This window comes from Pseudomonas fuscovaginae SE-1, from assembly GCF_000364705.1.
Classification (GTDB): domain Bacteria; phylum Pseudomonadota; class Gammaproteobacteria; order Pseudomonadales; family Pseudomonadaceae; genus Aquipseudomonas; species Aquipseudomonas fuscovaginae_A.
Genome location: NZ_AQOH01000231.1, coordinates 22,016 through 48,733, shown reverse-complemented (window position 1 = coordinate 48,733; position 26,718 = coordinate 22,016). Strand labels below are relative to the sequence as shown.

The 26,718-nt window shown below is 62.2% G+C and carries 25 protein-coding genes and 3 pseudogenes; 23 read left to right on the top strand and 5 right to left on the bottom strand.

Translation table 11 applies throughout. The features are described from left to right. Nucleotides 1-271, top strand: a pseudogene (locus K675_RS0119985) (hypothetical protein); the annotation flags it as partial. Nucleotides 272-321: 50 nt separating this feature from the next. Here K675_RS0119985 and K675_RS0119980 read toward each other — a convergent pair. Next, nucleotides 322-1,272, bottom strand: coding sequence for a LysR family transcriptional regulator (locus K675_RS0119980; protein ID WP_037006895.1), 951 nt, complete (start codon nucleotides 1,270-1,272; stop codon nucleotides 322-324). Nucleotides 1,273-1,470: 198 nt separating this feature from the next. On the opposite strand from K675_RS0119980, the gene K675_RS0119975 reads away from it, so the two are divergent. The 9 genes from K675_RS0119975 to K675_RS0119930 all read left to right on the top strand — a co-directional run bounded on the left by K675_RS0119975 (nucleotide 1,471) and on the right by K675_RS0119930 (nucleotide 10,891). Further along, nucleotides 1,471-2,355: a TauD/TfdA family dioxygenase gene (locus K675_RS0119975; RefSeq protein ID WP_017905253.1), complete on the top strand. Its 885-nt coding sequence runs from the start codon at nucleotides 1,471-1,473 to the stop codon at nucleotides 2,353-2,355. 163 nt (nucleotides 2,356-2,518) lie between these two features. Further along, nucleotides 2,519-3,319 (top strand): helix-turn-helix transcriptional regulator, encoded by an 801-nt coding sequence (locus K675_RS0119970; protein ID WP_026145370.1) that lies wholly within the window; start codon nucleotides 2,519-2,521, stop codon nucleotides 3,317-3,319. 606 nt (nucleotides 3,320-3,925) lie between these two features. Next, nucleotides 3,926-5,266: a diaminobutyrate--2-oxoglutarate transaminase family protein gene (locus K675_RS0119960; RefSeq protein ID WP_017905250.1), complete on the top strand. Its 1,341-nt coding sequence runs from the start codon at nucleotides 3,926-3,928 to the stop codon at nucleotides 5,264-5,266. A gap of 535 nt (nucleotides 5,267-5,801) precedes the next feature. Next, a complete protein-coding gene (locus K675_RS0119955; protein ID WP_017905249.1) occupies nucleotides 5,802-6,632 on the top strand; it encodes a helix-turn-helix transcriptional regulator in 831 nt (276 codons plus the stop codon). A 71-nt stretch (nucleotides 6,633-6,703) separates the two neighbouring features. Next, the gene (locus K675_RS0119950) at nucleotides 6,704-6,931 is read left to right on the top strand and encodes a hypothetical protein (RefSeq protein ID WP_017905248.1); all 228 of its coding nucleotides are present in this window, start codon (nucleotides 6,704-6,706) and stop codon (nucleotides 6,929-6,931) included. A 383-nt stretch (nucleotides 6,932-7,314) separates the two neighbouring features. Next, nucleotides 7,315-8,412, top strand: coding sequence for a carboxynorspermidine decarboxylase (locus K675_RS0119945; protein WP_017905247.1), 1,098 nt, complete (start codon nucleotides 7,315-7,317; stop codon nucleotides 8,410-8,412). Nucleotides 8,413-8,441: 29 nt separating this feature from the next. Further along, nucleotides 8,442-9,686, top strand: a complete 1,245-nt coding sequence (locus tag K675_RS0119940) for a saccharopine dehydrogenase family protein (RefSeq protein ID WP_010453123.1) — start codon at nucleotides 8,442-8,444, stop codon at nucleotides 9,684-9,686. 226 nt (nucleotides 9,687-9,912) lie between these two features. Continuing rightward, the gene (locus tag K675_RS0119935) at nucleotides 9,913-10,128 is read left to right on the top strand and encodes a tautomerase family protein (protein ID WP_017905245.1); all 216 of its coding nucleotides are present in this window, start codon (nucleotides 9,913-9,915) and stop codon (nucleotides 10,126-10,128) included. Between the two features lie 52 nt (nucleotides 10,129-10,180). Further along, entirely contained in the window at nucleotides 10,181-10,891 is a 711-nt protein-coding gene (locus tag K675_RS0119930) for an SDR family NAD(P)-dependent oxidoreductase (protein ID WP_017905244.1), read from the top strand. A 13-nt stretch (nucleotides 10,892-10,904) separates the two neighbouring features. Here K675_RS0119930 and K675_RS31075 read toward each other — a convergent pair. Together K675_RS31075 and K675_RS0119920 are read right to left on the bottom strand one after the other, a co-directional pair. Next, nucleotides 10,905-12,536 (bottom strand): annotated as a pseudogene (locus K675_RS31075) (ATP-binding protein); the annotation flags it as partial. A gap of 126 nt (nucleotides 12,537-12,662) precedes the next feature. Next, nucleotides 12,663-14,123, bottom strand: coding sequence for a PLP-dependent aminotransferase family protein (locus tag K675_RS0119920; protein ID WP_026145369.1), 1,461 nt, complete (start codon nucleotides 14,121-14,123; stop codon nucleotides 12,663-12,665). Nucleotides 14,124-14,259: 136 nt separating this feature from the next. Between K675_RS0119920 and K675_RS0119915 the strand changes: the two genes are divergently transcribed. The 5 genes and pseudogenes from K675_RS0119915 to K675_RS33715 all read left to right on the top strand — a co-directional run bounded on the left by K675_RS0119915 (nucleotide 14,260) and on the right by K675_RS33715 (nucleotide 17,924). After that, nucleotides 14,260-15,324 carry a phosphotransferase gene (locus tag K675_RS0119915; RefSeq protein WP_017905241.1) on the top strand — a complete coding sequence of 355 codons (1,065 nt, stop codon included), beginning with the start codon at nucleotides 14,260-14,262 and terminating at the stop codon, nucleotides 15,322-15,324. After that, on the top strand, nucleotides 15,325-16,641 hold the full coding sequence (locus K675_RS0119910) for an aspartate aminotransferase family protein (protein WP_017905240.1): 1,317 nt from the start codon (nucleotides 15,325-15,327) through the stop codon (nucleotides 16,639-16,641). A gap of 230 nt (nucleotides 16,642-16,871) precedes the next feature. After that, nucleotides 16,872-17,348, top strand: coding sequence for a hemerythrin domain-containing protein (locus tag K675_RS0119905; protein ID WP_017905239.1), 477 nt, complete (start codon nucleotides 16,872-16,874; stop codon nucleotides 17,346-17,348). Between the two features lie 13 nt (nucleotides 17,349-17,361). Beyond that, nucleotides 17,362-17,703 (top strand): annotated as a pseudogene (locus K675_RS33980) (DUF6678 family protein); the annotation flags it as partial. Between the two features lie 47 nt (nucleotides 17,704-17,750). Beyond that, a complete protein-coding gene (locus K675_RS33715) occupies nucleotides 17,751-17,924 on the top strand; it encodes a DUF6678 family protein (RefSeq protein ID WP_017905238.1) in 174 nt (57 codons plus the stop codon). On the opposite strand, the gene K675_RS0119895 is transcribed toward K675_RS33715, so the two are convergent. Beyond that, on the bottom strand, nucleotides 17,885-18,817 hold the full coding sequence (locus K675_RS0119895) for a LysR family transcriptional regulator (RefSeq protein ID WP_017905237.1): 933 nt from the start codon (nucleotides 18,815-18,817) through the stop codon (nucleotides 17,885-17,887). The genes K675_RS33715 and K675_RS0119895 overlap by 40 nt on opposite strands. Before the next feature lie 144 nt (nucleotides 18,818-18,961). Here K675_RS0119895 and K675_RS0119890 point away from each other — a divergent pair, with 144 nt between their 5' ends. Genes K675_RS0119890 through K675_RS0119880 form a run of 3 tightly spaced genes read left to right on the top strand, consistent with a single transcriptional unit; the run spans nucleotide 18,962 to nucleotide 22,079 of the window. Next, nucleotides 18,962-20,158, top strand: coding sequence for an MFS transporter (locus K675_RS0119890; RefSeq protein WP_037006891.1), 1,197 nt, complete (start codon nucleotides 18,962-18,964; stop codon nucleotides 20,156-20,158). A gap of 59 nt (nucleotides 20,159-20,217) precedes the next feature. Next, nucleotides 20,218-21,198 (top strand): MBL fold metallo-hydrolase, encoded by a 981-nt coding sequence (locus K675_RS0119885; RefSeq protein WP_017905235.1) that lies wholly within the window; start codon nucleotides 20,218-20,220, stop codon nucleotides 21,196-21,198. A gap of 23 nt (nucleotides 21,199-21,221) precedes the next feature. Further along, nucleotides 21,222-22,079, top strand: a complete 858-nt coding sequence (locus tag K675_RS0119880) for an alpha/beta fold hydrolase (RefSeq protein ID WP_017905234.1) — start codon at nucleotides 21,222-21,224, stop codon at nucleotides 22,077-22,079. A gap of 21 nt (nucleotides 22,080-22,100) precedes the next feature. Here the strand turns inward: K675_RS0119880 and K675_RS0119875 are convergent, their stop codons facing one another. Further along, nucleotides 22,101-22,640: a helix-turn-helix domain-containing protein gene (locus K675_RS0119875; protein WP_017905233.1), complete on the bottom strand. Its 540-nt coding sequence runs from the start codon at nucleotides 22,638-22,640 to the stop codon at nucleotides 22,101-22,103. Between the two features lie 136 nt (nucleotides 22,641-22,776). Between K675_RS0119875 and K675_RS0119870 the strand changes: the two genes are divergently transcribed. The 5 genes from K675_RS0119870 to K675_RS0119850 all read left to right on the top strand — a co-directional run bounded on the left by K675_RS0119870 (nucleotide 22,777) and on the right by K675_RS0119850 (nucleotide 26,644). Then, nucleotides 22,777-23,559, top strand: coding sequence for an aldolase (locus K675_RS0119870; protein ID WP_017905232.1), 783 nt, complete (start codon nucleotides 22,777-22,779; stop codon nucleotides 23,557-23,559). A 44-nt stretch (nucleotides 23,560-23,603) separates the two neighbouring features. Continuing rightward, nucleotides 23,604-24,497: a dihydrodipicolinate synthase family protein gene (locus K675_RS0119865; RefSeq protein WP_017905231.1), complete on the top strand. Its 894-nt coding sequence runs from the start codon at nucleotides 23,604-23,606 to the stop codon at nucleotides 24,495-24,497. A 74-nt stretch (nucleotides 24,498-24,571) separates the two neighbouring features. Beyond that, on the top strand, nucleotides 24,572-25,300 hold the full coding sequence (locus tag K675_RS0119860) for a type 1 glutamine amidotransferase (RefSeq protein ID WP_017905230.1): 729 nt from the start codon (nucleotides 24,572-24,574) through the stop codon (nucleotides 25,298-25,300). A 304-nt stretch (nucleotides 25,301-25,604) separates the two neighbouring features. Then, nucleotides 25,605-26,072, top strand: a complete 468-nt coding sequence (locus tag K675_RS0119855) for a helix-turn-helix domain-containing protein (RefSeq protein WP_017905229.1) — start codon at nucleotides 25,605-25,607, stop codon at nucleotides 26,070-26,072. Next, nucleotides 26,069-26,644, top strand: coding sequence for a PIN domain-containing protein (locus tag K675_RS0119850; RefSeq protein WP_017905228.1), 576 nt, complete (start codon nucleotides 26,069-26,071; stop codon nucleotides 26,642-26,644). Before K675_RS0119855 ends, K675_RS0119850 begins: the two co-directional genes overlap by 4 nt. Nucleotides 26,645-26,718: the final 74 nt, after the last annotated feature.

The following is a 26,718-nucleotide window of genomic DNA, read 5'->3' as shown; positions in this document are numbered from 1 at the left end:
TCCAGCGGTGTCCGCCAACGGCAGTGGCAGCCGCTGGCAGGTTCCCGGCAGGCTGATCGGCACCGGCAAATCGGCGATCAGCTCGACCTATTCGGCGAACCTGCAGGCCGACGAGGAAAGCCCGAATCTGACCGCCAGCACCGGCAGCTTGAGCAACGAACTGTCCGGACTGTTCAAGACCGGCTCCGGCGGCTGGACCCGGTCAATCTGTACACCGCCCTTGGCGGGTCATGGGCACAGCCGGCCAACAACCTGGCACTGTCCGATATGAAACGCTGAAGTAAGGGGGGGGGGCAGCCCCGATCACGGTGCCGCCCGCCTTCAGTCCAGAAACTCCATGTCCACTCGATCGATTTTAGGAACGTTTTCGCAAAGATGGTTTTTCAGCATCCCCAGCATCTTGTTGTCGCGAGCCCGGTCGGGCCAGACCAGATAGTAGCTGTCGCCGGTGCGCACAGCTTTTTTCGAGGGCAGCATCAATGCACCCTTGAGCAATTCGTCGCCCACCAGCGCCAAGTCACCGATGGAAATGCCATGCCCCTGGATAGCGGCGGAGATGCCAAGTTCCAGGGTGTCGAAAATCTTGCCCTTCTGCCAGGACACCGCCCCGATCAACCCGGTACTTTCCAGCCAGCGCTGCCAGTCGCGACGGTCCCGGGAAGGATGAATCAGGCCGGCGGAGAAAATATGACCACCCTGTAGTTCAAGACGCTCGATCAGTTGCGGAGAACAGACGGGAACCAGCCACTCGTCAAACAGCTTGATGTAGTTCCAGTCCCCAGGAAACACACCCGAGCCCAATAACACCGCACAGTCGAACGGCTCGGAATCGAAGTCGACAAAGTCGACATCCATCCATTCGCTGGTCAATTGCACCTGATCGTCGGGGTGCAACTCATTGAATCCGTCCAGCACATTCAACAACCAGCGCATGGTCAATGTGGAAGGCGCCTTGAGTCGCAGTGCCTGTTCCTTGCGCGAGGTAGAGAGACAGGCATGTTCGATGATCCTGAAACCTATCTTCAGTTCCTGCGCGAGTAAGCGACCAGCATCGGTCAAGAAAATTTTCGGTCCCTTGCGCTCGAATAAAGAACAACCGAAGTGTTCCTCCAAAGTTCGAACGTGTCGACTCACGGCACTCTGGGTAATACACAGATGATCAGCCGCCGCGGTGAAGGAGCTGAAACGAGCAGCCAGTTCAAAAGCGCGCAGGGCGTAAAGCGGCGGCAAGCGGTTTAGAACTTCACCGTACGGATCATGATAAATACTCATCCTTACCCATCCCTATTTTCTGTTTTTTCAAGATAAAGAACTGCTGGATAATTTCGAACATTCATAAGACAGCCAACTAATTATAAGAATCGGCGCACAGACCAACTCCAAAAAACAAATTGCGCGCAAAGAGATGCCTCCTGCGATCCCTTTACCAGCCTGAAAAAACCACGTACTCCACACAGAAGAACACTCGACATGCGCAACTCAACTCTTCTACTGCCTGCTACCACCCTGACCGAAAAACTCAGCCCGGAAGCCCAATCCAGATTGCTGGATTTTCGCCTGAACAGTAACAAAAGCGGTTATATCGTCCTGAAGAATCAGCCCATTGGCGATATCCCCCCTACTCCGACAGACCGTTCCACCCTAAATAAAAAGTGCAACATCAGCGAGCAAACAATCTTGTCCGCAACAAGTATACTAGGGGAGCCAATAGGCTATATTCAAGAGTCGGATGGAGCTCTCGTAAACAATTTTTTCCCGCAAAAGAAGTTCTCCGCGCAAGCAACTTCCGACAGCTACGACACTGAACTCGACCTGCATACCGAGAACGCCTTTCACGACCAATCGCCGGACTATCTGATTCTCCTCTGCCTACGCCAGGACCCTGCGGCACAAGCCATCACCTACATCAGTTCGGTCGGCAATATTCTCGATCACCTGAGTGCCGAAGACATCAATTTCTTTCAAAACGAAAAATATAACTTCCTTTCTGATTACGGTGTGAAAGAAAAAAACTGTCGAATCGATATAAACAGGAAGCAGACCGTGCTGTACGGCAATCCGCAATTCCCCTCCTTCCGCTTCGATCCGCATTTCATGGTCGCCGAAGGGAGCCTGGCGCAAGACAAGATGCAGCACCTGCGCAGCGTGGCCTGGGAAGTGGCGCAGCCGGTGGCCCTCGAAGCCGGTGACCTGCTGGTGATCGACAACCGCAAAACCGCTCACGCCCGCAGTGCCTTTTCCGCGCAACTCGATGGGCGCGATCGCTGGATTCAAAGAACCTTCGTCCTGTCCACCGGGCACACCGCGCAGGTTCACAAGCACAAGCCGCAACTGACTCTGGTAACCCCTTCATGAGTACTACGGACCTGAACCCCACAGTGCCGGGCAACCTGACATCGCGTGCGGCCTGAACGGATTCGTCATGCCGTAGCAAGAGTTACTCCCTGTCCCTGGTTCCTGTATCGGTAATGGATCCTTGTGCCTTAAATAGAAAAACAGCGACATACGGGTAAAATCGATGAACGCACAAAAGTTGTTCCCACATATTGGAAAAGTGATCGCAAGTACCGGTAGCAGTCACTTCCCGCGACTGCTTCACGATCTGATCCTGACCCATCTTCCGGTGGACGCCACCCATATTACCCAATTCTCTGCAGAACCAGGCGACAACCCTTCTGGAAATCTGTACAACATGCCTGCGAGCATTCAAAAGCGCGCGGCGAATTTGGCAATTTCAGAAACTTCTCCACCCATTTCACTGACCGACGACTTGCTCAGCGGGTACAACTCTACACAACGCCTGGCCAGTTTCAGCAGTTGCCTGCAGAGCGTTCCACAAGAGCACGATTTCTCTGTAGATAGTTCCGCCGAACTACACTTGAGCAGCAACAAAAAAGACTATCGCTACGTTATCTCCCTGTACCGCTGCAATCCTTCCCAGTACTTTTCACCGCAGGAACGCTCCACCTTGCATAATTTCTCCCACCTACTGCTGCCGCTGGTGGAAAAACATCTCAATACCATTCGCCAACCTGCCCGTCGCCGCGAGGAAGCAGTCTTTCAACTGGATGGCCAATACACCCGTGGCATCGAAAGTCTGCGCCAGCGCTTCGACCTGCGCCTGTCCCAATCCGACTTGAAACTATCATCGCGGGAAACCGAAATCTGCGTCGGCCTGCTGGCTGGCCTCACCGGGCCAGAGCTGGCAAAACATCTGGGCCTGGGGGTCAATACGGTGGAAAGCTACCTCAAACGGGCCGCGATCAAGATGGGCATCAGCGGTCGCCACTCGCTGATCCGCTGGATGCATGCCAGCTAACGCACCGCCGGGTAACTCGCGCAGGCCAACCCGGCGGGTCATCCCGCGGGGAGGCCGTACGTGGTACCTGCTGCACACCCGAAATCGCTGTGTCGATGCCCCCCTTGCCAGCCTGGCGCCCCCCCTTGCGCTACAACTTTGCATATGAGTTTCTGCTGAATAAACCCCTGTTTCCCCATCGGCCCCGGGACTTCTCCAAGCCTGGAAAGTTCCTCTCGCCGATTATTCCCTGATCTTTCCTTCATATCCCCCGAGCACCTCCCGGCAGCGACAGTCAACGCTCAGAAAAAACCACTTCCGATTAGCTCACTGAAAATAACCGACTGGCTGTCATCCAATACCGGGACAACTTTCCGGTGAAACATTTGCGTGCCCCACCCCGCCATCGCAAGATCATCCATTGCCAGCCGCTTATCGAAACCCGCCAGGCTCCAGTCAAATCGGTGTTATCGATACCTGCGGCGACCAGACTATCGCTCGACAGTTGCAGGAATACATGGGCCTTACATCACCCGACTGAATCTTCAGTCGGGAGCCGTTCATTCGCAAACAGCGCTATCTGTCATCAACCTGTTGTTTCACCAACCATCATAGGGTGATCAAGTAATGGAAGAACTCAGCTACCTCAGGAAAGTCGAGTCGAACGCGCGTACCTATGCAGCGACTTTCCAGCAACTGTTCGTCAGCGGCCAGGGCATGCGGATCAGGGACGCCCATGGCAAGGAATACCTCGATTGCCTCTCCAATGCCGGAACCCTGGCACTGGGCCACAACCCGCCGGAGGTGAAGGCCGCGGTGATGGAATTCCTCGCCGGCGATCACCTGCAGCAAGGCCTGGATCTGGCGACGCCCGCCAAGTACGCGTTCGTCCGGGAACTGTTTTCACTGCTGCCCGAGGCCATGCGCAACACCAGCAAGATCCTGTTCTGCGGCCCCACCGGCTCGGACGCGGTCGAAGCAGCCATCAAACTGGCTCGCCACTACACCCAGCGTTCTGCACTGATGGCGTTCCAGGGCGGCTACCATGGCATGACCGCCGGTGCCTTGTCGGCCATGGGCAACCTGCGCCCCAAGAGCAGCCATGCCATCATCGCCCAGGACACCCATTTCCTCCCTTTCCCCTATCGTTTCCGTTGCCCTTTCGGCACCAGCGGCGAGCACACCGAGCAACTGTCCATCGACTACATCCGCAACGTGCTCTGCGACCCCGAGGGCGGAGTGACCAAGCCGGCGGCGGTGATCGTGGAAGTCGTCCAGGGCGAAGGTGGCTGCATTCCGGCGTCGGCCAAATGGCTGCGGGAACTGCGGGAAATCACCCTGGAGCAGGAAATCCTGCTGATCATCGACGAAGTCCAGACCGGTCTCGGCCGAACCGGCACCACCTTCGCTCTGGAACAGGCAGGCATCGTTCCGGATATCCTGGTGTTGTCCAAGGCCATCGGTGGCGGCTACCCGCTGTCGGTCATCGTCTATGCCGAGCACCTCGACACCTGGGGTCCGGGCACCCATGCCGGCACCTTCCGCGGCAACCAGTTGGCGATGGTCGCCGGTGCCGCAACCATGCGCCATATCCGGGAAAACCGCTTGGAGGCCAACGCCTTGGCGATGGGCCTGCTACTCGAGAACGGCCTGAAACAGATTGCCCAGCGTCATGACTTCATTGGTGACGTGCGCGGGCGCGGCCTGATGCTCGGCGTCGAAGTCACCCGCCCCGGCGTAGGCGGACATGTCGGCCTGGGTGATGGCCAGCGAGCACGGGAAATCAAGCTCAACGGCTTCGAGAACGGCCTGGTGCTCGAAACCGGTGGCCGCCACGGTGCGGTGCTGCGTTTCCTGCCGCCGCTGAACGTCACCGAGGCCGACATAGGCCAGGTGCTCGACCGCTTCGAACAGGCGGTACGCAAGACCTGCGACAAACGTCTGCACGCGCTCGGCGAGATCGCCTGACCCCGGGTTCCCGCAACGCAAGGCCCAGGCCCGCCCCCCGCCGCCGCACCACCTGGCGCGGCAACGTTAAACAGCGTTCGACTTCGTACGTGAACGTCAAGGGTGGCGGGGTTCTGGGCCATTTTCTTGCGGAAAACCTGTAGGCCTATCCATACATAGAGGAAGGCAAAATAGCAGTTCCTACTGTAAGCAATTACCTACATCAACCATCGCTTAACAAAACTGTCATCATCCAGTCCAGACCTTCGACAAAAAATATTCTTTCAAATCAATACATTGATATTGCCAAAGGAGTTTTCCGGGAAGCATTCCCATTCTTTTGAATATATTCACCCTGGAAAAAGCCGGATTCTTGACGCCGGTTCCGTGTCCTTCCTGTCCCAGAATTCCGCTACAGACACTCGATTCCGATATGGATTCAAATTCATCCCAATTGCTGAATCGCTTCTTGAAGTCGTTGGAACGTAGGGCTCGCACCGCATGACACCGCCTTCGGGAAGTTGCCATGCCGATGCACCTGAAAAGGTAAACAGGAATGAATCGAACCAGCAGTATCCTGAATGTGGAAAGTGCCCGCTTCTATCACGAACTGGGCGAACTGGTCCTCAATGTCGGTCAACAGCATTTCACCGAGGGGGTCTATCGACTGGTCACGCAACTGGTGCCGGTCAGTGCGGTGGAGTTGAGCGAATGGACCGTCGACGAGCGCCAGGGCCGTGTCGTCGACATCCGTCTGATGGGCGGAGCCGGCGAGCCGGAAGACATTCCGCCGCCGAGCAACGTCAGGCACCCGAATGAACATCCGCTGGCCAAGGACATCATCGGGATGGATCACACCCTGCTGATCCAGGTGAACGCCAGGCCCGCCACGGCCGGCAAACCGCGCAGCCACGCCGACTACCACCAGTGCTGCCTGGTGTCGCTGAAGAACAACCGCCGCGGCCTGATCTCGTTGTATCGCCCACTGCACCAGAAAAACTTCTCCCTGACGGAACTGTCGTTCCTCAAGAATCTGTCGGAAACCCTCTTGCCGTTGATCGAGCGCCATGCCCAGATCACCCGCCAATCGATCCAGAAGCTCGGCACCTGGCTGCCCAACCCGGAAGTGGAAAACGAACTGACGGCCTTGCAGCGCGACTTCAAGGAACGCCTGGCGCTCTGCGACATCAGCCTGTCGGTCCGCGAGCAGGAAGTCTGCCTGGGGTTGCTCAACGGCGGCACCGTGCCGGAGATGGCCGAAAAGCTCTGTGTCAAGAACAGCTCCATCGAAACCTATCTCAAGCGCGCGGCCGCCAAGCTGGGAGTCAGTGGCCGGCATGGCCTGGCCAAATGGATGGTCGGTACCCCGATGCCCATGCAGGCCTGATAGCCGCCTTCCTGCCTACACCGCAGCCGCTCTGCACACTCGCAGGGATGGCCCTTACTGGAGTGACAACCATGAGCAAGTTCGAGCCGGGCCAACAGGTAAGACTGCGTTCGGGGGGGATCCGGATGGTGGTCAAGCAACCGGCCCATGCCGGCCAACTGCCAGACAGCACCCTGGTGCACTGCGAGTACCAGGCCAAGCATCGTACCGTGCAGGGCTTCTTCGCCGAGGCCAACCTGGTAGGGGTGGGACCTGCGCCGGAGGGAAGGAGTGACTACCAGGAACGCCCCGAGTCCTGAACCGCCCGCCTCGCCGGCCGGCGAACTGCAGTCATTGCGCCATAATCGATCACGATAACGTCATAATCCCCAGACACAATGGCGGCAGTCAAAGGGATTTGACCCATCTGCCGAAAGCCCGCTCCTGAACCAGGCGGGCTTTTCGCTTTTCAACCCCCGGAACACGGATGCCTCGGGCCGCGGCCCGGCGCCACGCCCGCCACAGGCCGTCCGCCCCCTCGAAAAACGAGGTGCAGCAGGCTTGGGCCATGATGCGTCCAGGCTGCCCGTAGCGCCGTGCGACTCATTCAATGGGCGAAATACAGCCGATAACCTTTCGATATGAACCAACTAAGGGCACAATGCGCGTCCTTTTTTTGGCTAACCCTGCCGGAGGCCTCGAAATGATCAAGACGCCGTACTACCTCATCGACAAGCAGAAGCTGCTGGTCAACCTGCAGAAGATCGCCTACGTGCGCGAACAGTCTGGAGCCAAGGCGCTCCTGGCGCTCAAGTGCTTCGCCACCTGGTCGGTGTTCGACCTGATGCAGCAATACATGGATGGCACGACGTCCTCGTCGCTCTACGAGCTCAAGCTCGGCCGCCAGAAGTTCGCCGGCGAAACCCACGCCTACAGCGTGGCCTGGGCCGACGACGAAATCGGCGAAATGCTGGAGAACTGCGACAAGATCATCTTCAACTCGATCGGCCAACTGCAGCGCTTTGCCGAAGCCTCGGCGGGCAAGACCCGTGGCCTGCGGGTCAACCCCCAGGTGAGCAGCTCCGACTACCTGCTGGCCGACCCGGCGCGGCCGTTCAGCCGCCTCGGTGAATGGGACCCGGCGAAGATCGAGCAGGTCATCGGGCAGATCTCCGGCTTCATGTTCCACAACAACTGCGAGAACGGCGACTTCGGCCTGTTCGACCAGATGCTCGGCACCATCGAGGAACGCTTCGGCCACCTGCTGCACAAGGTCGAGTGGGTCAGCCTCGGCGGCGGTATCCATTTCACCGGCGAAGGCTACGCCCTGGATGCGTTCTGTGCCCGCCTCAAGGCTTTCTCGCAGAAGTATGGCGTGCAGGTCTACCTGGAACCGGGCGAAGCGGCGATCACCCAGAGTGCCTCGCTGGAAGTCACCGTGCTCGACACCCTCTACAACGGCAAGAACCTGGCCGTGGTCGACAGCTCCATCGAAGCGCACATGCTCGACCTGCTGATCTATCGCCTCAACGCCAAGATGGAACCGAACGACGGCAGCCACACCTATATGGTCTGCGGCAAATCCTGCCTGGCTGGCGACATCTTCGGCGAATACACCTTCGATCGGCCGTTGGCCATCGGCGATCGACTGTCGTTCATCGATGCGGCAGGCTACACCATGGTCAAGAAAAACTGGTTCAACGGCCTGAAAATGCCGTCCATCGTAGTGAAACAACTCGACGGTAGCGTCGAGACCGTTCGTGAATTCAGCTACGACGATTACCTGTCCAGCCTCTCGTAAGCTGGCCGTCCCAAGGAGAAATGAGCAAATTGAAGAAGAACGTACTTATCATTGGTGCAGGAGGTGTCGCCAAGGTGGTGGCCCACAAGTGCGCGCAGCACAACGATGAACTCGGTCGTATTGCTATCGCGTCGCGCAACATCTCCAAATGCCAGGCCATCATCGACAGCGTGAAAGCCAAGGGCAGCCTCAAGCAGCCCGCCGACATCAAGGCTTTTGCACTGAACGCCCTGGACGTCGAAGCGACCAAGGCGCTGATCCGCGAGACCGAATCGCAGATCGTCATCAACGTCGGCTCCGCGTTCCTCAACATGTCGGTGCTGCGTGCCTGCATCGATACCGGCGTGGCCTACCTCGACACCGCCATCCACGAAGAACCGGGCAAGGTCTGCGAGACCCCGCCATGGTATGGCAACTACGAGTGGAAGCACCTCGAGGAATGCCAGCAGAAGAACATCACCGCCATCCTCGGCGTAGGCTTCGACCCGGGCGTGGTCAATGCCTATGCGGCCCTGGCGCAGCAACAGTATTTCGACCGCATTGACTCGATCGACATTCTCGACGTCAACGCCGGTTCCCATGGCAAATATTTCGCCACCAATTTCGACCCGGAAATCAATTTCCGCGAATTCACCGGACAGGTGTGGAGCTGGCAGGACAGCCAGTGGACCAGCAACACCATGTTCGAAGTCAAGCGTACCGACGACCTGCCCGTCGTGGGCTCGCAGAACCTGTACCTGACCGGTCACGATGAAGTGCACTCGCTGTCGAAAAACCTCGACGTGCCCAACGTGCGCTTCTGGATGAGCTTCGGCGAGCACTACATCAACGTCTTCACCGTGCTGAAGAACCTCGGCCTGCTCTCCGAGAAGCCGGTCAAGACCGCCGAAGGCCTGGAAGTGGTGCCGCTGAAGGTGGTCAAGGCCGTGCTGCCCGACCCTGCCTCGCTGGCTCCGGGCTACACCGGCAAGACCTGCATCGGCGACCTGGTCAAGGGCAGCAAGGATGGCCAGCCACGCGAGCTGTTCATCTACAACGTGGCCGACCACGAGGACGCCTACGCCGAGACCGACAGCCAGGGCATCTCCTACACCGCCGGCGTACCGCCCGTGGCCGCCGCCCTGCTGGTGGCCCGTGGCGAGTGGGACGTGCAGCGCATGGCCAACGTCGAGGAACTGCCAGCCGAGCCGTTCCTCAAGGCACTGGACGTGATGGGCCTGCCGACCCGCATCAAGGACGAGCGCGGCGATCGCGCCTGGGACGCTATCGCCTGATAGCCCCACTGCCGGGCCTCACCGAGGCCCGCGTGAACAGAAACGCCCCGGCCGTTGAGGTCCGGGGCGTTTTTCGTTGCGGCCCAGCCACCCGTGCCCTGGGCCACTCATTACATGACATCACTAATGATGTTCTTGAAGGCCGATTTATCTCAACCAGGCAACTCAATAGATTGACCTCACTGCCTGCCGATCATCCCGATCGGCCGGTCACTGGAGAGTTGTCATGCCTTTCGTCAACGTGCGCATCACTCGCGACGGCGTCACCCGGGAGCAGAAAGCCCAGGTCATCGCCGAGATCACCGACACCCTGCAACGGGTGCTCGGCAAACGCCCGGACCTGACCCACATCGTGATCGAGGAAGTTGACACCGATAACTGGGGCTACGCCGGCATCACCACCACGCAATACCGCGAGCAGTTGGCCAGGACCTCGTCCTGACCACCCCGCTTCCCCAGTGCACCGCCTTCCTACCGACTACAGAGGTTTCATCATGAGCAATGCCAAGAAAGTCGTCGTGATCACCGGCGCATCCCAGGGTATCGGCGCCGCCGTGGTCCAGGCCTTCCGCACCCTCGACTACCGGGTGATCGCCACCTCCCGCTCGATCCCGCCGTCCGGCGATCCGGACATCCTCACCATCGCCGGCGACATCGGCGAACCGGCCACCGCCGAACGGGTGATCAGTGAAGGCCTGGCGCGCTTCGGACGGATCGACAGCCTGATCAACAACGCCGGGATCTTCATCGCCAAGCCCTTCACCGCCTACACCGCGGCCGATTACGCCAACGTGCTGGCGGTGAACCTGAACGGTTTCTTTCACATCACCCAGCTGGCGGTCGCGCAGATGGAGAAACAGGGCGGCGGCCATATCGTCAACGTCACCACCAGCCTGGTGGATCACGCCGTCGATGGCGTGCCCTCGGTACTGGCCTCGCTGACCAAGGGCGGGCTCAACTCGGCGACCAAGTCACTGGCGATCGAATACGCCAAGCGCGGGATCCGGGTGAATGCGGTCAGCCCCGGCATCATCAAGACGCCGATGCATGGCGAGGACACCCATGCCGCGCTGGGCCAATTGCACCCGGTCGGACGCATGGGCGAAGTCGGCGACATTGCCCAGGCGATCGTCTATCTGGAGTCGGCCGGTTTCGTCACCGGCGAGATCCTGCATGTGGATGGCGGGCAAAGTGCCGGGCATTGACTGACACAAGCGCTCACTCGCCGTCGGCCCGATCCGCCGACGGGCGGGTGCCGCCGCCCGCGCGGGTCACGCGGGACAACACCTGCGCCAGGATCTCCATCAGTTGCGACTGGCTGTAGGGTTTGAGAATCCGCGGCAGCTGGACTGCCAGGTCATCCAGGTGCCCGGAATAACCGGTGGCCAGGATGATCGGCAGTTGCGGGTGCAACTGGCGCACCACCTTGGCCAACTGGGCTCCGTCCATTTCCGGCATGATCATGTCGGTGATCATCAGGTCGATGCCCGAATGCTGCTCCAGGCAAAGCAGCGCCTGGGCGCCGGAAGTCGCACAGAGCACGCGATGTCCCAGGTCCTCGAGCAGCAGCACGGTGCTGTTGAGCACCAGGCTGTCATCATCGACCAGCAGCACCTTCAGCGACTTCAACAACAGCGGCTGTCGCGCCTCGGTGAGCGGGCGGGTCGCCGGGCCGTCCCCCTTGTCCACCGGCAGCCAGAGTTCGGCGCTCGTGCCGTGGCCCTTGGTGCTCTTGAGCACCAGGCGCCCACCCAGTTGTTCAGCCAGACCGTGAACCATCGACAAGCCCAGGCCGGTGCCCTTGCCCACCCCCTTGGTGGTGAAGAACGGATCGGTCGCGTGGGCCAGGGTCCGCTCGTCCATGCCTTCGCCATCGTCAGTGATCGACAGGCACACGTATTCATCGTGAGGCAACCTGTCGACCTTGCCGTGAACCGTGGCCGCGATACGGATACCGCCGCCCGCCGGCATGGCGTCGCGGGCATTGCTCACCAGGTTGAGCAGGGCCAGCTCCAACTGGTTGATATCGACGTGCACCGCCGGCAGCGCTTCGTCCAGTTGGGTCAGGACCGTCACCTGGGGTCCCGCCGAACCGCGCAGCAGCTCGATGAGGTTGTCCACCAGATACGGCAGGCGGACCGCCTCGGTACGCAGCTCCTGGCGCCGGGCGAAGGCCAGCATGCGCTGGGTCAGCGAGACGCCGCGCTCGGTGCCCTGCAGGGCATTGCCCACCAGCCGGGAGAGCCGCGCGTCGCCGTCGACCCGCTTGCTGAGCAGTTCGAGGTTGCCGCGGATCACCGTCAGCAGGTTGTTGAAGTCGTGGGCGATACCGCCGCTGAGCTGGCCGATGGCCTGGAGTTTCTGCGACTGGAACAGGGCTTCGCGCGCCAGGTCCAGGTCCTTCTGCGCCTGCACCGACTCGGTGATATCACGGGTGATCTTGGCAAAGCCGAGAAGCTCGCCGCTGCCGGCACGGATCGGGTCCAGTATCACATGGGCCAGGAACCGCGTGCCGTCCTTGCGCTGGCGCCAGGCCCGCTTCTCGAAGCGCCCTTCGGTCGCGGCCACCGACAGCGCCCGCTCCGGCTCGCCGGCGGCACGGTCCTCGTCGGTATAGAACATCGAGAAATGCCGGCCGATGACCTCCTGAGCGGCATAGCCCTTGATGTGCTGTGCCCCCTGGTTCCAACTGCTGACATGCCCCCGCGGATCGAGCATGTAGATCGCATGGTCGGTCAAGGCATCGACCAACAAGCGGAAACGGTCGTCATCGGTCACGCTTCCAGGCACAGGTTGATCGGACATGGGGGGCCTCGGTGGATATTTTTGCGCTACCTTACACCGGCCCAGTCGGCCTGCCCAAGAAAACCTCCGAGATCCGGACACGTCCGTCAGCCCCTGACCCACTCGAGGTCCACCTCGCCCTGGATGCCGTCGACACAGTGCTGGGGCCCGTGCCGATTGAGCACGCGCGGGTCAGGTACGGCAATGCTCATAGAGCGCCCTGAGCCGCCGGACCGCATCGTCCAGCTCGCTGTCCTGGATGCCTCCATAGCCCAGCACCAGCAGGTTGCCATCGTCGGCCTGCGGGTCGAGGGTGTAGGCACCGCGCAGGGCCAGGCCGAACACGCCGGCCTGCTCGAGCATTTTCCGGGCCGTGCCGGGTGGACCGATCCGCACGGCCAGGTGCAGGCCGGCCTGCCCCTGGCTGTAGTGAATGGCCTCGCCAAAGTGCGTTTGCAGCGAGGCTTTCAACAGACGCCGGCGTTCGGCGTAGACGCCGCGCATCCTGCGGATGTGGCTGGCGAAGTGGCCTTCGCGGATGAAGTCGGCCATCGCCGCCTGCGTCGCCAGGAAACCCGGACGATAGAGCTGGGTCATGCCCTTGGCGAAGGCATCGGCCAGCGCATCGGGCACCACCAGGTAACTCAGGCGCAAACCGGGAAACGTCACCTTGCTGAAGGTGCCGAGGTAGATGACCCGGTTCTCGCTGCCCAGCCCCTGCATGGCCGGCAACGGATCGATGTCGTAGCGGAACTCGCTGTCGTAGTCATCCTCCACCAGCCAGAGGTTCCGGGCCCTGGCGAAGGACAGCCAGTCACGCCGTCGCTGCAGGCTCATGACCTGGCCGGTGGGGTACTGGTGCGACGGCGTGACAAACGCCAGGCGGGCCCTGGTGTCCTGCTCGGGCAGACGCGCGCCCTCCTCGTCCAATTGCAATGCCGCGCAGTGCAGGCCGGCGGCCGAGAACACCACCGGCGCGCCCCAGTGACAGGGGCTCTCCACCAGCGCCGTATCACCTGGATCCGTCAGCAGTTTGGCCAGCAGGTCGAGGGACTGATGGGTGCCCGCGGTGATGATGACCTGCCGGGGGCTGCACTTCACCGCCCGCGAGGCATACAGATAGGTGCACAGCGCCTCGCGCAGCGGCAGATGACCGCCCTGCTCGACGTAACCGGTCAGTTCGGCATGGTTGCGCTTGAGATAGCGGTTCTGCAAGCGTCGCCAGATGTGAAACGGAAAGTGCTGCGCATCCGCCACCCCCGGAACGAAGGCGCCTGCACCACGGGCCAGGGCCGTCACACGAGCCGTGATGCCCAGGCCCCGCGAAGACAGCAGCGGCTCGGCGGCGTCGATCGGCGCTGGCGGGTCGTCATGTCCACCGCTGCGCGGCAGAGTGTCGGCGACGAAGGTGCCGCTGCCCGCACGGGTGAACAGGTAGCCCTCGTTGATCAACCGTTCGTACACCAGGGCGGTGGTGACCCGCGATACCTTCAGTTGCCCGGCCAGGGCCCGGGTGGACGGCATGCGCGCGTCGACTGGCAAGTGGCCCTGCAGGATCGCCGCCTGGATCCCCTCATAGATCTGTCGTTGCAGACTGGCCGGGCCGTCGCGCCGCAGTGCCTCCATCAGCAGTTCCTGAAGCTGTAGCGCCATGGGTGGCCTCGAACAGGTCGGATCGTCAATCGCGGCCCTTGAAAGTGGCCTTATCGACAGATCCTATCCGGATCTAACGTATAGCTCCACAACTGACCTATCTTCAGCCGAACGCCTTTCGCCAGAGTGAAGACTCGTGACGTCCCCAGCCCCCATCGCCGTTGACGATATCCTCGCCGCCGCCCCAGCGCGGGTCTCCGATGACCAGGCCGCCGCACTGGCGGCAAGACTCTATGGGCTCGACTGCAGCGCCAGGCTGCTGGCCGGTGAACGAGACCTGAATTTCCATCTCACCTGCGACGACGGCCGGCAGTTGCTGCTGAAGGTGTCCAACCCGGCGGAAGATCCGAACGTCGCCGACTTCCAGAACCGCGCGCTGCGGCACATCCAGGCGTGTGACCCCGACCTGCCGGTACAACGTATCCTTGCCTCCAGTCAGGGGGCGTTGCAGACAGCGGTTTCGGTCGACGGGCAGCAGGTGCTGGTGCGCCTGTTCTCCTTCGTGGAGGGGGTCGTGCTGTGCCACGTCGCCGAGCCCGGCGAAGCCTTTCGCCAGGGCCTGGGAACACACCTCGCGCGCCTGGGCCTGGCTTTGCGCGGTTTCTTCCACCCGGCCGCCGGGCATGAGTTGTTGTGGGATCTCAAGCATGCGCAGCGCCTGACAGCCATGACCGGGCTGATCGGCGACAGCGAGACCCGTGAACTGGTCCGCCGGTTCCTCGGCCACTTCGAACGCTTCGCCCTGCCCCGGTTGCCGAGCCTGCGGGCCCAGGTGATTCACAACGACCTGAACCTGCACAATGTCATCGTCGATGCACAGCCGCCCCATGAGCTGCGCAACATCCTCGACTTCGGCGACATGGTGCATGCGCCACTGATCAACGACCTGGCGGTCGGCGCCGCCTACCAGTTGGGCGCCACGGGCAATCCCCTCGAACGGGCCCTGCCCTTCATCGCCGCCTACCACCGGGTCTGCCCCCTGGAGCCTCGGGAGCAGGAGATCCTCTTCGACCTGATCGCCACGCGCCTGGTGCTGACCCTGGTCATCACCAACTGGCGCGCCTCGCTCTACCCGCGGAACCGCGCCTACATCCTGCGTAACGCGCCCTCGGCACTCAGTGCCCTGCAAGGCTTCGCCCAGTTGTCGCGGGAGGATGCACAAGACCAGATCCGACAAGCCTGCCAGCAGGAGACCCGATAGATGAGCATGATCAACGGCTTCACCGCCGCCGATGCGCAACAACTGTCCAGCGCCGAACGCGCGCTGATCGAGCGCCGCGAACGGACCCTCGGCCCGGCCTACCGGCTGTTCTACGAACGCCCTCTGCACATCGTCAAAGGCGATGGCGTGTGGCTCTACGATGCCCTGGGCAGGCGCTACCTGGATGCCTACAACAATGTCGCCTCGGTAGGTCACTGCAACGCGCGGGTGGTCGACGCGATCTGCGCCCAGGCCAGACAGCTCAACACGCACACGCGCTACCTGCACGAAGGCATCCTCGACTACGCGGAAAAACTGCTGGCGACCTTCCCGCCAGCGCTCAGCCAGGTGATGTTCACCTGTACCGGTAGCGAGGCCAACGACCTGGCCTTGCGAATCGCCCACCAGTACACCGGTGGTACCGGGGTCATCGTCACGCAGTTGGCCTACCACGGCGTCACCGAGCAGTTGGCTGGCGCCTCGCCGTCGCTGGGTGCCGGTGTCCCCGCCAGCCCTCACGTGCGCAAGGTGCGTGCCCCCGATGCCTACCGGCTGGACGCGGCAAACGTCTCGCGGATCTTCGCCGAGGATGTCCGCGCGGCCATCGCGGACCTGCGCAGTCACGGTATCAAGCCGGCGGCCCTGCTGTTCGACGGCATATTCGCCAGCGACGGCGTGCTGGCCGACCCGGCCGGTTTCGCCCGCGAGGCCGTGGCCGTCGCCCAGGCCGAGGGCCTTCTCTACATCGCCGACGAGGTCCAGTCGGGCTTCGCCCGCACCGGCTCGCACCTGTGGGGTTTCCAGCGCCATGGCGTGCAGCCCGACATCGTGACCATGGGCAAGCCGATGGGTAACGGCCAGCCCATCGCCGCCGTGGTCATGCGCCCCGAGGTGGTCCGCGAGTTCGGCAACACCACCCGCTACTTCAACACCTTCGGCGGTAACCCGGTGTCCTGCGCCGCGGCCAATGCGGTGCTCGAAGTGATTCAGGAAGAGAGGCTGCTGGACAACAGCGCGCAGGTCGGCGCCTACTTCAAGACCGGGCTCGAGTCCCTGGCCCGGCATCATGCCGTGATCGGCGATGTGCGCGGCGCCGGGCTGTTCCTCGGCGTCGAACTGGTGAAGGATCGGCAGACCAAGGCCCCCGACGCCGCGACCACACGCCGGCTGGTCAATGGCCTGCGCGAACGCGGCGTACTGATCAGTTCCGCCGGTCCCGGCGAGAATATCCTGAAAATCCGCCCGCCGCTGATTTTCCAGCGCGAGCATGCCGACCTGTTCCTGGAAACGCTCGACGGTGTATTGCGCACGCTCTGACCCGTGCCGAGACGGCATTCGCGGCGGATCGCCAGGGCTATCTGCATCATCGTCTGCGCCGGTTCGTGCAGGCTGCATGAACGCCATTAGCCATCATCTGTTGCAAACTACTGAAAAAACGCGAGGTTTCAGGCCGCCGGGGGCTGGCACGACAAATGCGAAAGTGACTCCGAGCTCATCGCGCCGACCGAGATCGGCAGTCCCTTCACCCGTGATAGCGAGGTATCCACATGAACGCCATCGAACTGCTCAAGGCCGACCATGAAAAGGTCAAGACCCTCCTCACCCGATTGAGCGAGTCGACCGACCGGGCACAGAAGAAACGCACCGAGCTGCTGCAGAAACTGGAGCTGGAAGTCACCATTCATACGCAGCTTGAAGAGCAGATTCTCTATCCCGCCTTCAAGGAGGCGGGCAGCAAGCAAGATGACGAAATGTACTACGAGGCCAAGGAAGAACACCGTACGGTGGACTCGCTGGTCTTGCCCGACCTGAAAAATACCGCCCCGACCACCCCCGAGTTCGCCGGTCGCGTGAAAGTGCTGAAGGAACTGCTGGAGCACCACATCGAGGAAGAGGAACGCGACATGTTCCCTCAGGCCAGGAAACTGCTCGGCAGGGAAACGCTCGAGCGGCTGGGTGAAGAGATGCAGGTGCTGAAAGCCTCGCTGAAAAAAAGCCTGAGCGCCTCGAAACTGGCAGCCTGAGGTAGCCAGGCGGATGCCCCCGCAGGTCACGGGTCACGACCTGTCTATCACCGGCCAACGATGTGGCTGTGACAGAAGCGGACACTGCGGGGGACTCCGGCTACGATACGCGGATACCCGGGAAGCGACAGGCAAGACCGTGAACGAACTGCCCAGGGCCGGCACCGACCATGACGAGGCGATGCGCCGGAAAATCCGCCTGGCCGTCACCACCAGAAACCGCGCCAGCGCGGCGAACAACACCAAGTGGGATGAGCTGATCGACTACTTCCGCGAACGCGACGGCTGGTCGCCGTCCTATCACTTCAAGTACGTCACGGGCTACATCTCGGGCTGGGACGTCGAGTGGTTCTGTCGCCTGCCGTTTCCCTTCGTCGGCGTGGAATGGTTTGATATCGGTTTATGGCAGATGGCCCCTTCCCAGGGGCTGCCGCTCCCCCCCCCACGACCATCGACCACACCGAGGACATCTCGAAGGTCGTCGCCGGGATCGGCTTCGAGTTCGAGGTGGGGGCCGAGGTGCTGCGAATCCGGGGCTACCTGCCCAAGTCCCATGCGGATTTCCCACCGGCCTGACGGGCGGGTCCGCTCGGCCCTTGCTGCAGATAGCTCTCCAGAGCGTCGATGAACATCCGCACCTTCAGCGGTACCAGCCGTGCCGTGGGATACACCGCCCAGATGGCCAGGGGCTCGGGTTCGGCATCCGCCAGGTCCAGTCGTTCGACGATACCCGCGGCCATCGCCGGCTCGACGTACCAACTGGAGAGGTTGGCGATACCCAGCCCGCCGGCACAGGCTTCGTACAACGCCTCGATGGAGCTGGCGGCAAAACGCCCCGCCACTCGCTGCCGGACGCTCTTCTCTGCGCATACGAACGACCAGTGCGAAGTCCCCGAAATCACCAGACAGTCATGGGCTGACAGCTCGGCAAGCGAGCCTGGCCGCCCATGGTTTTCCAGGTAGCTCGGTGCGACGCAGAGCATGCGCGGACTGTCGGCCAGGCGCCGCGCCACCAGCCGATTGTCCCGCAGTGGGGCAATGCGGATCGCCACGTCGATGCCCTGCGCGACGATATCCACCTGTTCGTCGGTGGAAAGCAGGTCGACCCGCAGCGCAGGGTGCTGGGCCATGAACGAGGCCAGCATCGGCGCCACCACCTTGCGGGCGAAAGCCGCCGACGCGGTGATGCGCAAGTGCCCGGACAGTGCATTGCCCTGGGGGCGCAGGTCGGCCAGGGCGTTGGCCCGGCCTTCGAGCAGCGCCTGGGCGTGCGGCAGGAAGGTCTCGCCGTCGCTGGTGGGCGAGAGCGAACGGGTGGAGCGATGCACCAGCCGCACGCCAAGCTCGGCCTCGAGATTGCCCAGGCTCCTGGAGGCGGCCATCGCCGTCAGGGAAAGCCGGCGGGCCGCTCCGGCGAGACTGCCAACCTGTACCGCCTCGACGAAGACTTCGATATCCTCCAGTTTCATTGCATCGTTTTCCGTTAGATTGCCGTAACGAATTCAATATCTACAGCATTTCCGGTTATAGCGCCATAGTTGCCCCACAGCGCGCAACCCTCACCGCCTCAATGTCTGAGGCCGGTGGAACGGGTAATCGCACAAGGGCAGATCATGAACAGCACAACCGCACTCGCAGAAGAAGCAGTCGCCCCAGCCAGAATCAGTACGGGGCTGACCTTCGCCATGGCCGCCTCCGCCGGCCTGGCAGTGGCGAATATCTACTACAACCAGCCGATGCTGGGCATCCTGGAGAACGAACTGCCCGGCAGCCTCACCGCACTGGTACCGACCGCCACGCAGCTGGGCTACGCCATCGGCCTGTTCGCCCTGGTGCCCCTGGGCGACCTGATCGAACGCCGCCGACTGATCATGATCCAGTTCGCGCTGCTGGCCGCGACCCTGATCGCCGCCGCCCTGGCGCCGACTGCGGCGGTGCTGCTGATCGCCTCGTTCCTGCTCGGCATGACCTCCACCGTCGCCCAGCAGATCGTCCCCTTCGCCGCCCAACTGGCACAACCGGAACGCCGCGGGGCGGTGGTCGGCACGGTGATGTCCGGGGTACTGTGCGGCATCCTGCTCAGCCGGACGCTGTCCGGTTTCGTCGCGGCGCACTACGGCTGGCGCGCCATGTTCTGGCTGGGCGTGCCGCTGGCCCTGTTCGCCGGCACGCTCATGGCCGTGGCCCTGCCCCACAGCCGGCCAACCGCGAAGACGTCCTACACCCGCCTGATCGGTTCGATCCTGCACCTGTGGCGCGCCCACGGAGAGCTGCGTGTCGCGGCGATCACCCAGGCGCTGCTGTTCGCCGCCTTCACCACTTTCTGGACCGTGCTCGCGCTGCGCCTGGAGCAGCCAGGTTTCGGCCTGGATGCCCAGGCCGCCGGCCTGTTCGGCGTCATCGGTGCCATCGGCATCCTGGCCGCACCCATGGCCGGGCGCATCGCCGACCGGCGCGGCCCACACAAGGTGATCATCGTCGGAACCCTGCTGACATTCGCCTCGTGGCTGCTGTTCGGCCTGTGGACCTCCCTCACCGGCATCGTCATCGGCTGCATCCTGCTCGACTTCGCCGTACAGAGCGTCCTGGTCTCCAACCAGCACATCGTCTACACCCTGCAGCCTGAAGCCCGTGCCCGCCTGAACACGATCTTCATGGGCTCGATGTTCCTCGGCGGCGCCGTCGGCGCGGCCGCCGCGACACAGGTCTGGCAGAGCAGCGGCTGGTTCGGCATCTCGGTGCTGGGCGCGGCGCTGGCGATAGTCGCCACCCTGGTGCAACTGACAGCCATCCGCCGCCGCCCCCTCTGAATCGGTGCATGACAAGCCCCCGAATCCCACTCATCGACATGAACGTGAAGAGCTCCACCATGAAAAACCTCGCAAGCATCATCGCACTGGCCAGTCTGGCCTTCATCGACCAGGCCCTGGCAGAGGCCCCCGAGCCGATTCACCAGCAAGTTCCCGGCTATTTCCGCCAGGCCGTCGGCGACTATGAAGTGACCGCCCTCTTCGACGGCTACAACGACCTGTCTCCCGGCCTGCTCAAGGGCCTGTCGCCCGAGAAAATCCGTGGCCTGCTCAAACGCCAGGCCATCGGGCCGCAGCGCATGCCCACCAGCTTCAATGCCTACCTGATCAACACCGGCAAGCACCTGGTGCTGGTCGACAGCGGCGCTGGCCATTGCGTACCGCAAACCGCCGGGCAACTGGTGCCGAACATCCAGGCTTCCGGCTACCGGCCGGAACAGATCGACACCATCTTCCTGACGCACCTGCACCTGGACCACGTCTGCGGCCTGGTCGATGCACAAGGCAAGGCGCTGTTCCCCAACGCGACCGTCTACGTGGCGCAAGCCGAGGCCGACTTCTGGCTGGATCCGCAGCGAAAGGCCGGCGCACCGGAAAATGCCCGGGAATACTTCGACATCGCCCAGCACTCCCTGGCGCCCTACCAGGACAGTGGCCGATTCAAGACCTTCACGCCGCCCGCCTCGCCGATTCCGGAGGCGCAGGCGGCCTATGCCATCGGCCACACCCCGGGCAGCACGGTGTATCGCTTCGCCTCGAACGGTTCGGCGATCAGCTTCATCGGTGACCTGATCCACAACGCCGCGGTGCAGTTCGATCATCCCGAAGTCGCCATCCGCTTCGACGTCGACCCGAAAAAGGCCGTCAAGGCACGGCAGGACGAGTTCTTCCAACTGGCGGCGGACGGTGAATGGCTGGCGGCGGCCCACCTGCCCTTCCCGGGCATCGGCCATGTCACCCAGGCGGACAAGCACTTCACCTGGGTGCCAGCCCTGTATGGTCCCTACACCCGTGCAGCCGACGTTCCCTTGCTGAAATGACCCCTGCCCGAAGGAGCTGCAACATGAAAAGCTATACAGTGACTGCCAACGGCATCCGTCAGTTCGTGGTCGAGGAAGGTGAAGGCGCCCCGGTCATCCTGCTGCACGGGTTCCCGGAAACGAACTTCGCCTGGCGCTACCAGATCCCGGTGCTCTCGAAGCACTTTCGCGTCATCGCGCCGGACCTGCGCGGCTACGGCGAAACGGACAAGCCGGCTGCCGGCTACGACAAGCGCAACATGGCTCGCGACATCCGTGAACTGATGCGCGAACTGGGTATCGAGAAGGTCGCGCTGGTCGGCCATGACCGTGGCGCCCGCGTGGCCACCCGCTTCGCCAAGGACTACCCGGAGCTGGTCGATCGCCTGGTGGTGATGGACAACGTGCCGACCCGGATCGTCGCGCGGGACCTCAATGCCTCGATCGCCAAGGCCTACTGGTTCTTCCTGTTCCACCTGGTGCCGGACCTGCCGGAAGCCCTGATCGCCGGCCGCGAACACATCTGGCTGCGGCATTTCTTTTCGGACTGGACCTACGACCCGTCCACCATCAGTGGCGAAGCGTTCGATACCTATGTCCGGGCGTACCAGGCACCGGGCGCGGTCAGGGGTGCGATGGCCGACTACCGGGCCAATGCCGAGGATGTCGCCCAGGACCTGGAGGACGCCGAGGTGAAGATCGCCTGCCCGGTGATGTCGCTGTGGGGCAACGACTTCCACGCCGTCGGCAAGCTGTTCGACATGGCCAGCGTCTGGGCGGAGATGGCCGATGACCTGCAGGCCCACCCCATCGAGCAATGCGGACACCTGCCACAGGAAGAGCAGCCGGAGAAGGTCAATCAACTGCTGCTGGACTTCCTCGAGGGCTGGCGCGGGAAGTGACCCATGGATCGGGTCAGGTCCTCACTCGGTGCTGTGCACCACCACCACCAGCAGCTCCGCCTGCTGCGATGAAACCGTGCGGATGCGATGGGCCTTCTGCGCATTGAAGTGCAGGGCGTCGCCCTCCTCCAGGGTCAGGCGCTCCGTGCCGAAGTCGACCTCGACACTGCCACGGTGCACGTAGACGAACTCCTCACCCAGGTGCTCCTTGAACGCCGAATGCCCGAACGAGCGTGGCGGATAGACCAGAAACGGCAGCAAGGCCCGCTGGCCGATGTGTCGCGCCAGCGGCACATGGGTCGGCGCCGGCTGGTCGCCGCAGGCTTCACGCGGTTGCCGGCGAACCAGGCTGTAGCCCTCCTCGGGCACCGCTTCGGAACTGAACAGTTCCTCGGCCGGGGCATTGAGCGCCTTGGCCAGCTTGAGCGCCACCGCTATGGAAGGCGAACTCATGCCCCTTTCGACCTTCGACAGGTAGCTCTTGGTCAATCCGGTGTGCCCGGCCAGCTGCTCCAGGGTCATGCCCATCTTCTTACGCAAAATTCTCAGCTGCACCGACATCCAACGCCGTTCCTTCAAAATTGATGACACAAGTATTGTATATGACACAAGGTGTCATTAAGATCATCCGGGTGTCCTGGCGCCGTTGCAGCGGCCACCAGGTAAATACTGCCCATTCCTCGCTCAGGTACCGACCGTGACCACGACCCTGCAGACCCCGAAGGACCAGCTCGTCAAGCTCGCCGAGAAGCAGATGCTGACGGCGCTGATCGATAATACCTACACCCCTCGGCAGAAACTCGCCCTGACCTGCCGCATCCTGTTCGACGGTGGGCATGATTCGGGCCTCGCCGGGCAGATTACCGCCCGTGCGGAAGAACCGGGCACCTATTATACGCAACAGCTGGGCCTGGGCTTCGACGAGATCTCGGCGTCCAACCTGCTGGTGGTGGACGAGGACCTGAACGTGCTCGACGGCCGCGGCATGGCCAACCCCGCCAACCGCTTCCACAGCTGGCTGTACCGCGCCCGTCCCGATGTGAACTGCATCATCCACACCCACCCGCTGCACAGCGCCACGCTGTCGATGCTGGAAGTACCGCTGCAGGTGTCGCACATGGATATCTGCCCGCTGTTCGACGACTGCGCGTTCCTCAAGGACTGGCCGGGCGTACCGGTGGGCAACGAGGAAGGCGAGATCATCTCGAAGGCCATTGGCGACAAGCGCGCCATCCTGCTTTCGCACCACGGCCTGTTGATCGCCGGTGCCTCGATCGAGGAAGCCTGTGTCCTGGCCCTGCTCTTCGAGCGCGCCGCAAAAATGCAGTTGCTGGCCATGGGGGCCGGCGAAATCCGCCCGATCCCCGCAGCGCTCGGCAAGGAAGCCCACGACTGGATCTCCACGCCCAAGCGCCACGGTGCCGCCTTCAGCTACTACGCGCGCCGTGCCTTGCGGGCTCATGGCGACTGCCTGAGCTGATCGACGCGGTACTCATTTCCAGAAAACAGTAAGAGGTGCCTTGCATGTCCACCCCTCAGATTCGCGGCGTTATCGGCTACACCATCACCCCCTTCGCGGCAGACGGCTCGGTCGACCTGACTGCGCTGGGCCAATCCATCGAACGCCTGATCCAGTCCGGCGTGCACGCCATCGCACCGCTGGGCAGCACCGGCGAAGGCGCCTACCTCTCCGAGGCCGAGTGGGAGTCGGTGGTGCGCTTCAGCCAGGAGAAGATTGCCGGGCGCGTGCCCAGCGTGGTCAGCGTGTCCGACCTGACCACCGCACGCACCGTGCAGCGTGCACAGCTGGCCCAGGCCTGCGGTGCCACGGCGGTGATGGTTCTGCCGGCGTCCTACTGGAAGCTGACCGAGACCGAGATCGTCGATCACTACAAGGCGGTCGGGGCGGCGATCGATATCCCGATCATGCTCTACAACAACCCCGGTACCAGCGGTACCGACCTGTCGGTGGAACTGATCCTGCGCATCCTGAACGAGGTGAAGAACGTCACCATGGTCAAGGAAAGCACGGGGGACATCCAGCGCATGCACCGCCTGTACAAGGCCACTGGTGGCCAGGTGGCGTTCTACAACGGCTGCAACCCGCTGACCCTCGAAGCCCTGGTGGCCGGTGCGGCCGGCTGGTGCACCGCAGCGCCGAACCTGATTGCGCAATTGAACCTGGCCTTGTGGGCGGCGGTGCAGGATCGCGACCTGGAACAGGCCCGCACCCTCTTCTATCGCCAGTACGAGCTGCTGGAGTACATCACCCGCCGCGGCCTGCCGACGACCATCAAGGCCGGCCTGAACATGCTCGGCCTGGACGTCGGCGCCCCGCGCCTGCCGCTGCAACCCCTGGACCCGCAGGGCAGTGCCTACCTGAAAGGCCTGCTGGACGAGTTGGCCGTCAGCCGCTGAATCCGGTCTCGCAGAAGGCCTGGCGCGAGCGGATCGCCGGGCCTTCTGCCCTCCAGTCATTGAAGAGAACCCCCATGAAAGTCCACTTCATCGTTCACGAAGCCTTCGAAGCGCCTGGCGCCTATGACACCTGGGTGAAGTCACGAGGCCATGCCGCCAGTTACTCCCGTGTGCATGCAGGCCAGGCGCTGCCCGCCCATGCGGACGCCATCGACCTGCTGGTCGTGCTGGGCGGCCCCCAGGACCCGGCCACCACCCTCGAACAATGCGCACATTTCGATGCCGCCGAGGAATGTCGCCTGATCAGCCAGGCGATCGCTGCCGGAAAAGCGGTGGTCGGCGTCTGCCTGGGCTCCCAGCTCATCGGTGAGGCGCTGGGCGCCCGGTTCGGCCATAGCCCGGAAAAGGAAATCGGCAAATTCCCGATCAGCCTGACCGAAGCCGGCAAGGCGAACGCCAAGTTCGCCCACTTCGGCGACGTGCTGCAGGTCGGCCACTGGCACAACGACATGCCCGGCCTGACCGCCGACGCGACGATCATCGCGACCAGCGAAGGCTGCCCCCGCCAGATCGTCGAATACAGCAAGCTCGTCTATGGCTTCCAGTGCCACATGGAATTCACCCGTGAGGTCGTCGAACTGCTGATCGCCGCTTCCGAGCGCGAACTGGCCACCCTCCTCGACCGCCGCTTCGTCCAGCAGCCGGCGGCCTTGCGGGCGAACGACTGGGAGGAGATGAACCAGAAGCTGTTCGTCTTTCTGGACAAATTGGTTGAGGAATACCGAGCGACCAGAACTGGCTGAGCGCGCCCAAGCTTCCCCGCTCCATCGACAGCGTCCGCAAATCGCTGGAAACAGAACCTTCAGCGGCCAGCAGGACAACTCTCCTCCTCTTGACTGAAATGTCCTAGAACACGCCAGCTAGCTGTTGCCATCCAATCCTGACGACTAGGCTTCGGCTCGTCTCTGTACATTGATGATCGGCAACAGTGACTGATCCCACTCAAAAACTGGCCGTTTCGTTTATTGCGAATTTCGTTTATTTCGTTTACAAAATCAATGTAGACCCAACGCACTTGCGCGAATACAAAAGATTTTGGAGACACCCATGACTACCGCAGACCTGAACACCACGATGCTTCCTGATGAAAGGCAGATAGCTGCCGCCGTAGAGTCACGCCGCCAGCTCGCCGCTTTCCTGTCGACCCAGCTGGAGACCCAACGCATCGAAATACTGGATGACAAGCAGCAGCCACACACTCTCCAGCTACCGGTCTCGGCCCTGCGCCTGCTGGACGAAATCCTGAGTGAACTGGCGATGGGCAATGCCGTAAAGGTCGTTCCGATTCATGCGGAGCTGACCACCCAGGAAGGTGCGGACTTGCTGAATGTCTCGCGGCCGCATCTGGTCAAGCTACTGGATGAAAATGTCATCCCACACACCAAGGTCGGTCGCCATCGCCGGGTGAAATTCGCCGACCTCATGGACTACAAGCAACGCAGGACCGCAGAAAGCAGCCAGGCGATGGGAGAACTGGCGGCACAAGCCCAGGCGCTGAAGATGGGGTACGAATGAGGCATTCGCCGTTCACTGCGGTGTATGACGCCAATGTCCTCTACCCGGCGCCATTGCGTGACCTGCTCATGCACCTGGCGCTGACAGGTACTTACCGGGCACGCTGGACGGCGCACATTCATGAGGAATGGAAACGCAACCTTCTGATCAAGCGTCAGGATCTCACCCAAGCTCAACTTGATCGGACCTCAAAGGCAATGGACAGAGCCATACCCGATGCCTTGGTAACCGGATACGAATCCCTGTGTTCGGGCCTCACACTCCCGGATGCAGACGATCGGCACGTCCTGGCGGCTGCCATCAAATGCAGCGCCTCCGTCATCGTGACCTTCAACCTGAAGGACTTTCCAGTCGATGCGTTACGGCCATTTGATATAGAAGCAGTGCACCCGGACGACTTCATCACAGACCTCTTCGACCTTGATCGGGCCGCAGTACTCGAAGCGGTCCAGGCACAACGTGCGTCCCTGAAGAATCCCCCCTGTACCGCAAAGAAGCTCCTGGAGCGATTACAGGCCCAAGGTCTTGCTCAAAGCATCAAGCTTCTTTCGGAGTACGAGCGACTGATCTGACCAGCAGGCTGCCCTGGCAAACTCACCCAAGCAGCGACACCAACGAGACTGTCCGCTCCGTGCCAGCGTAGAGC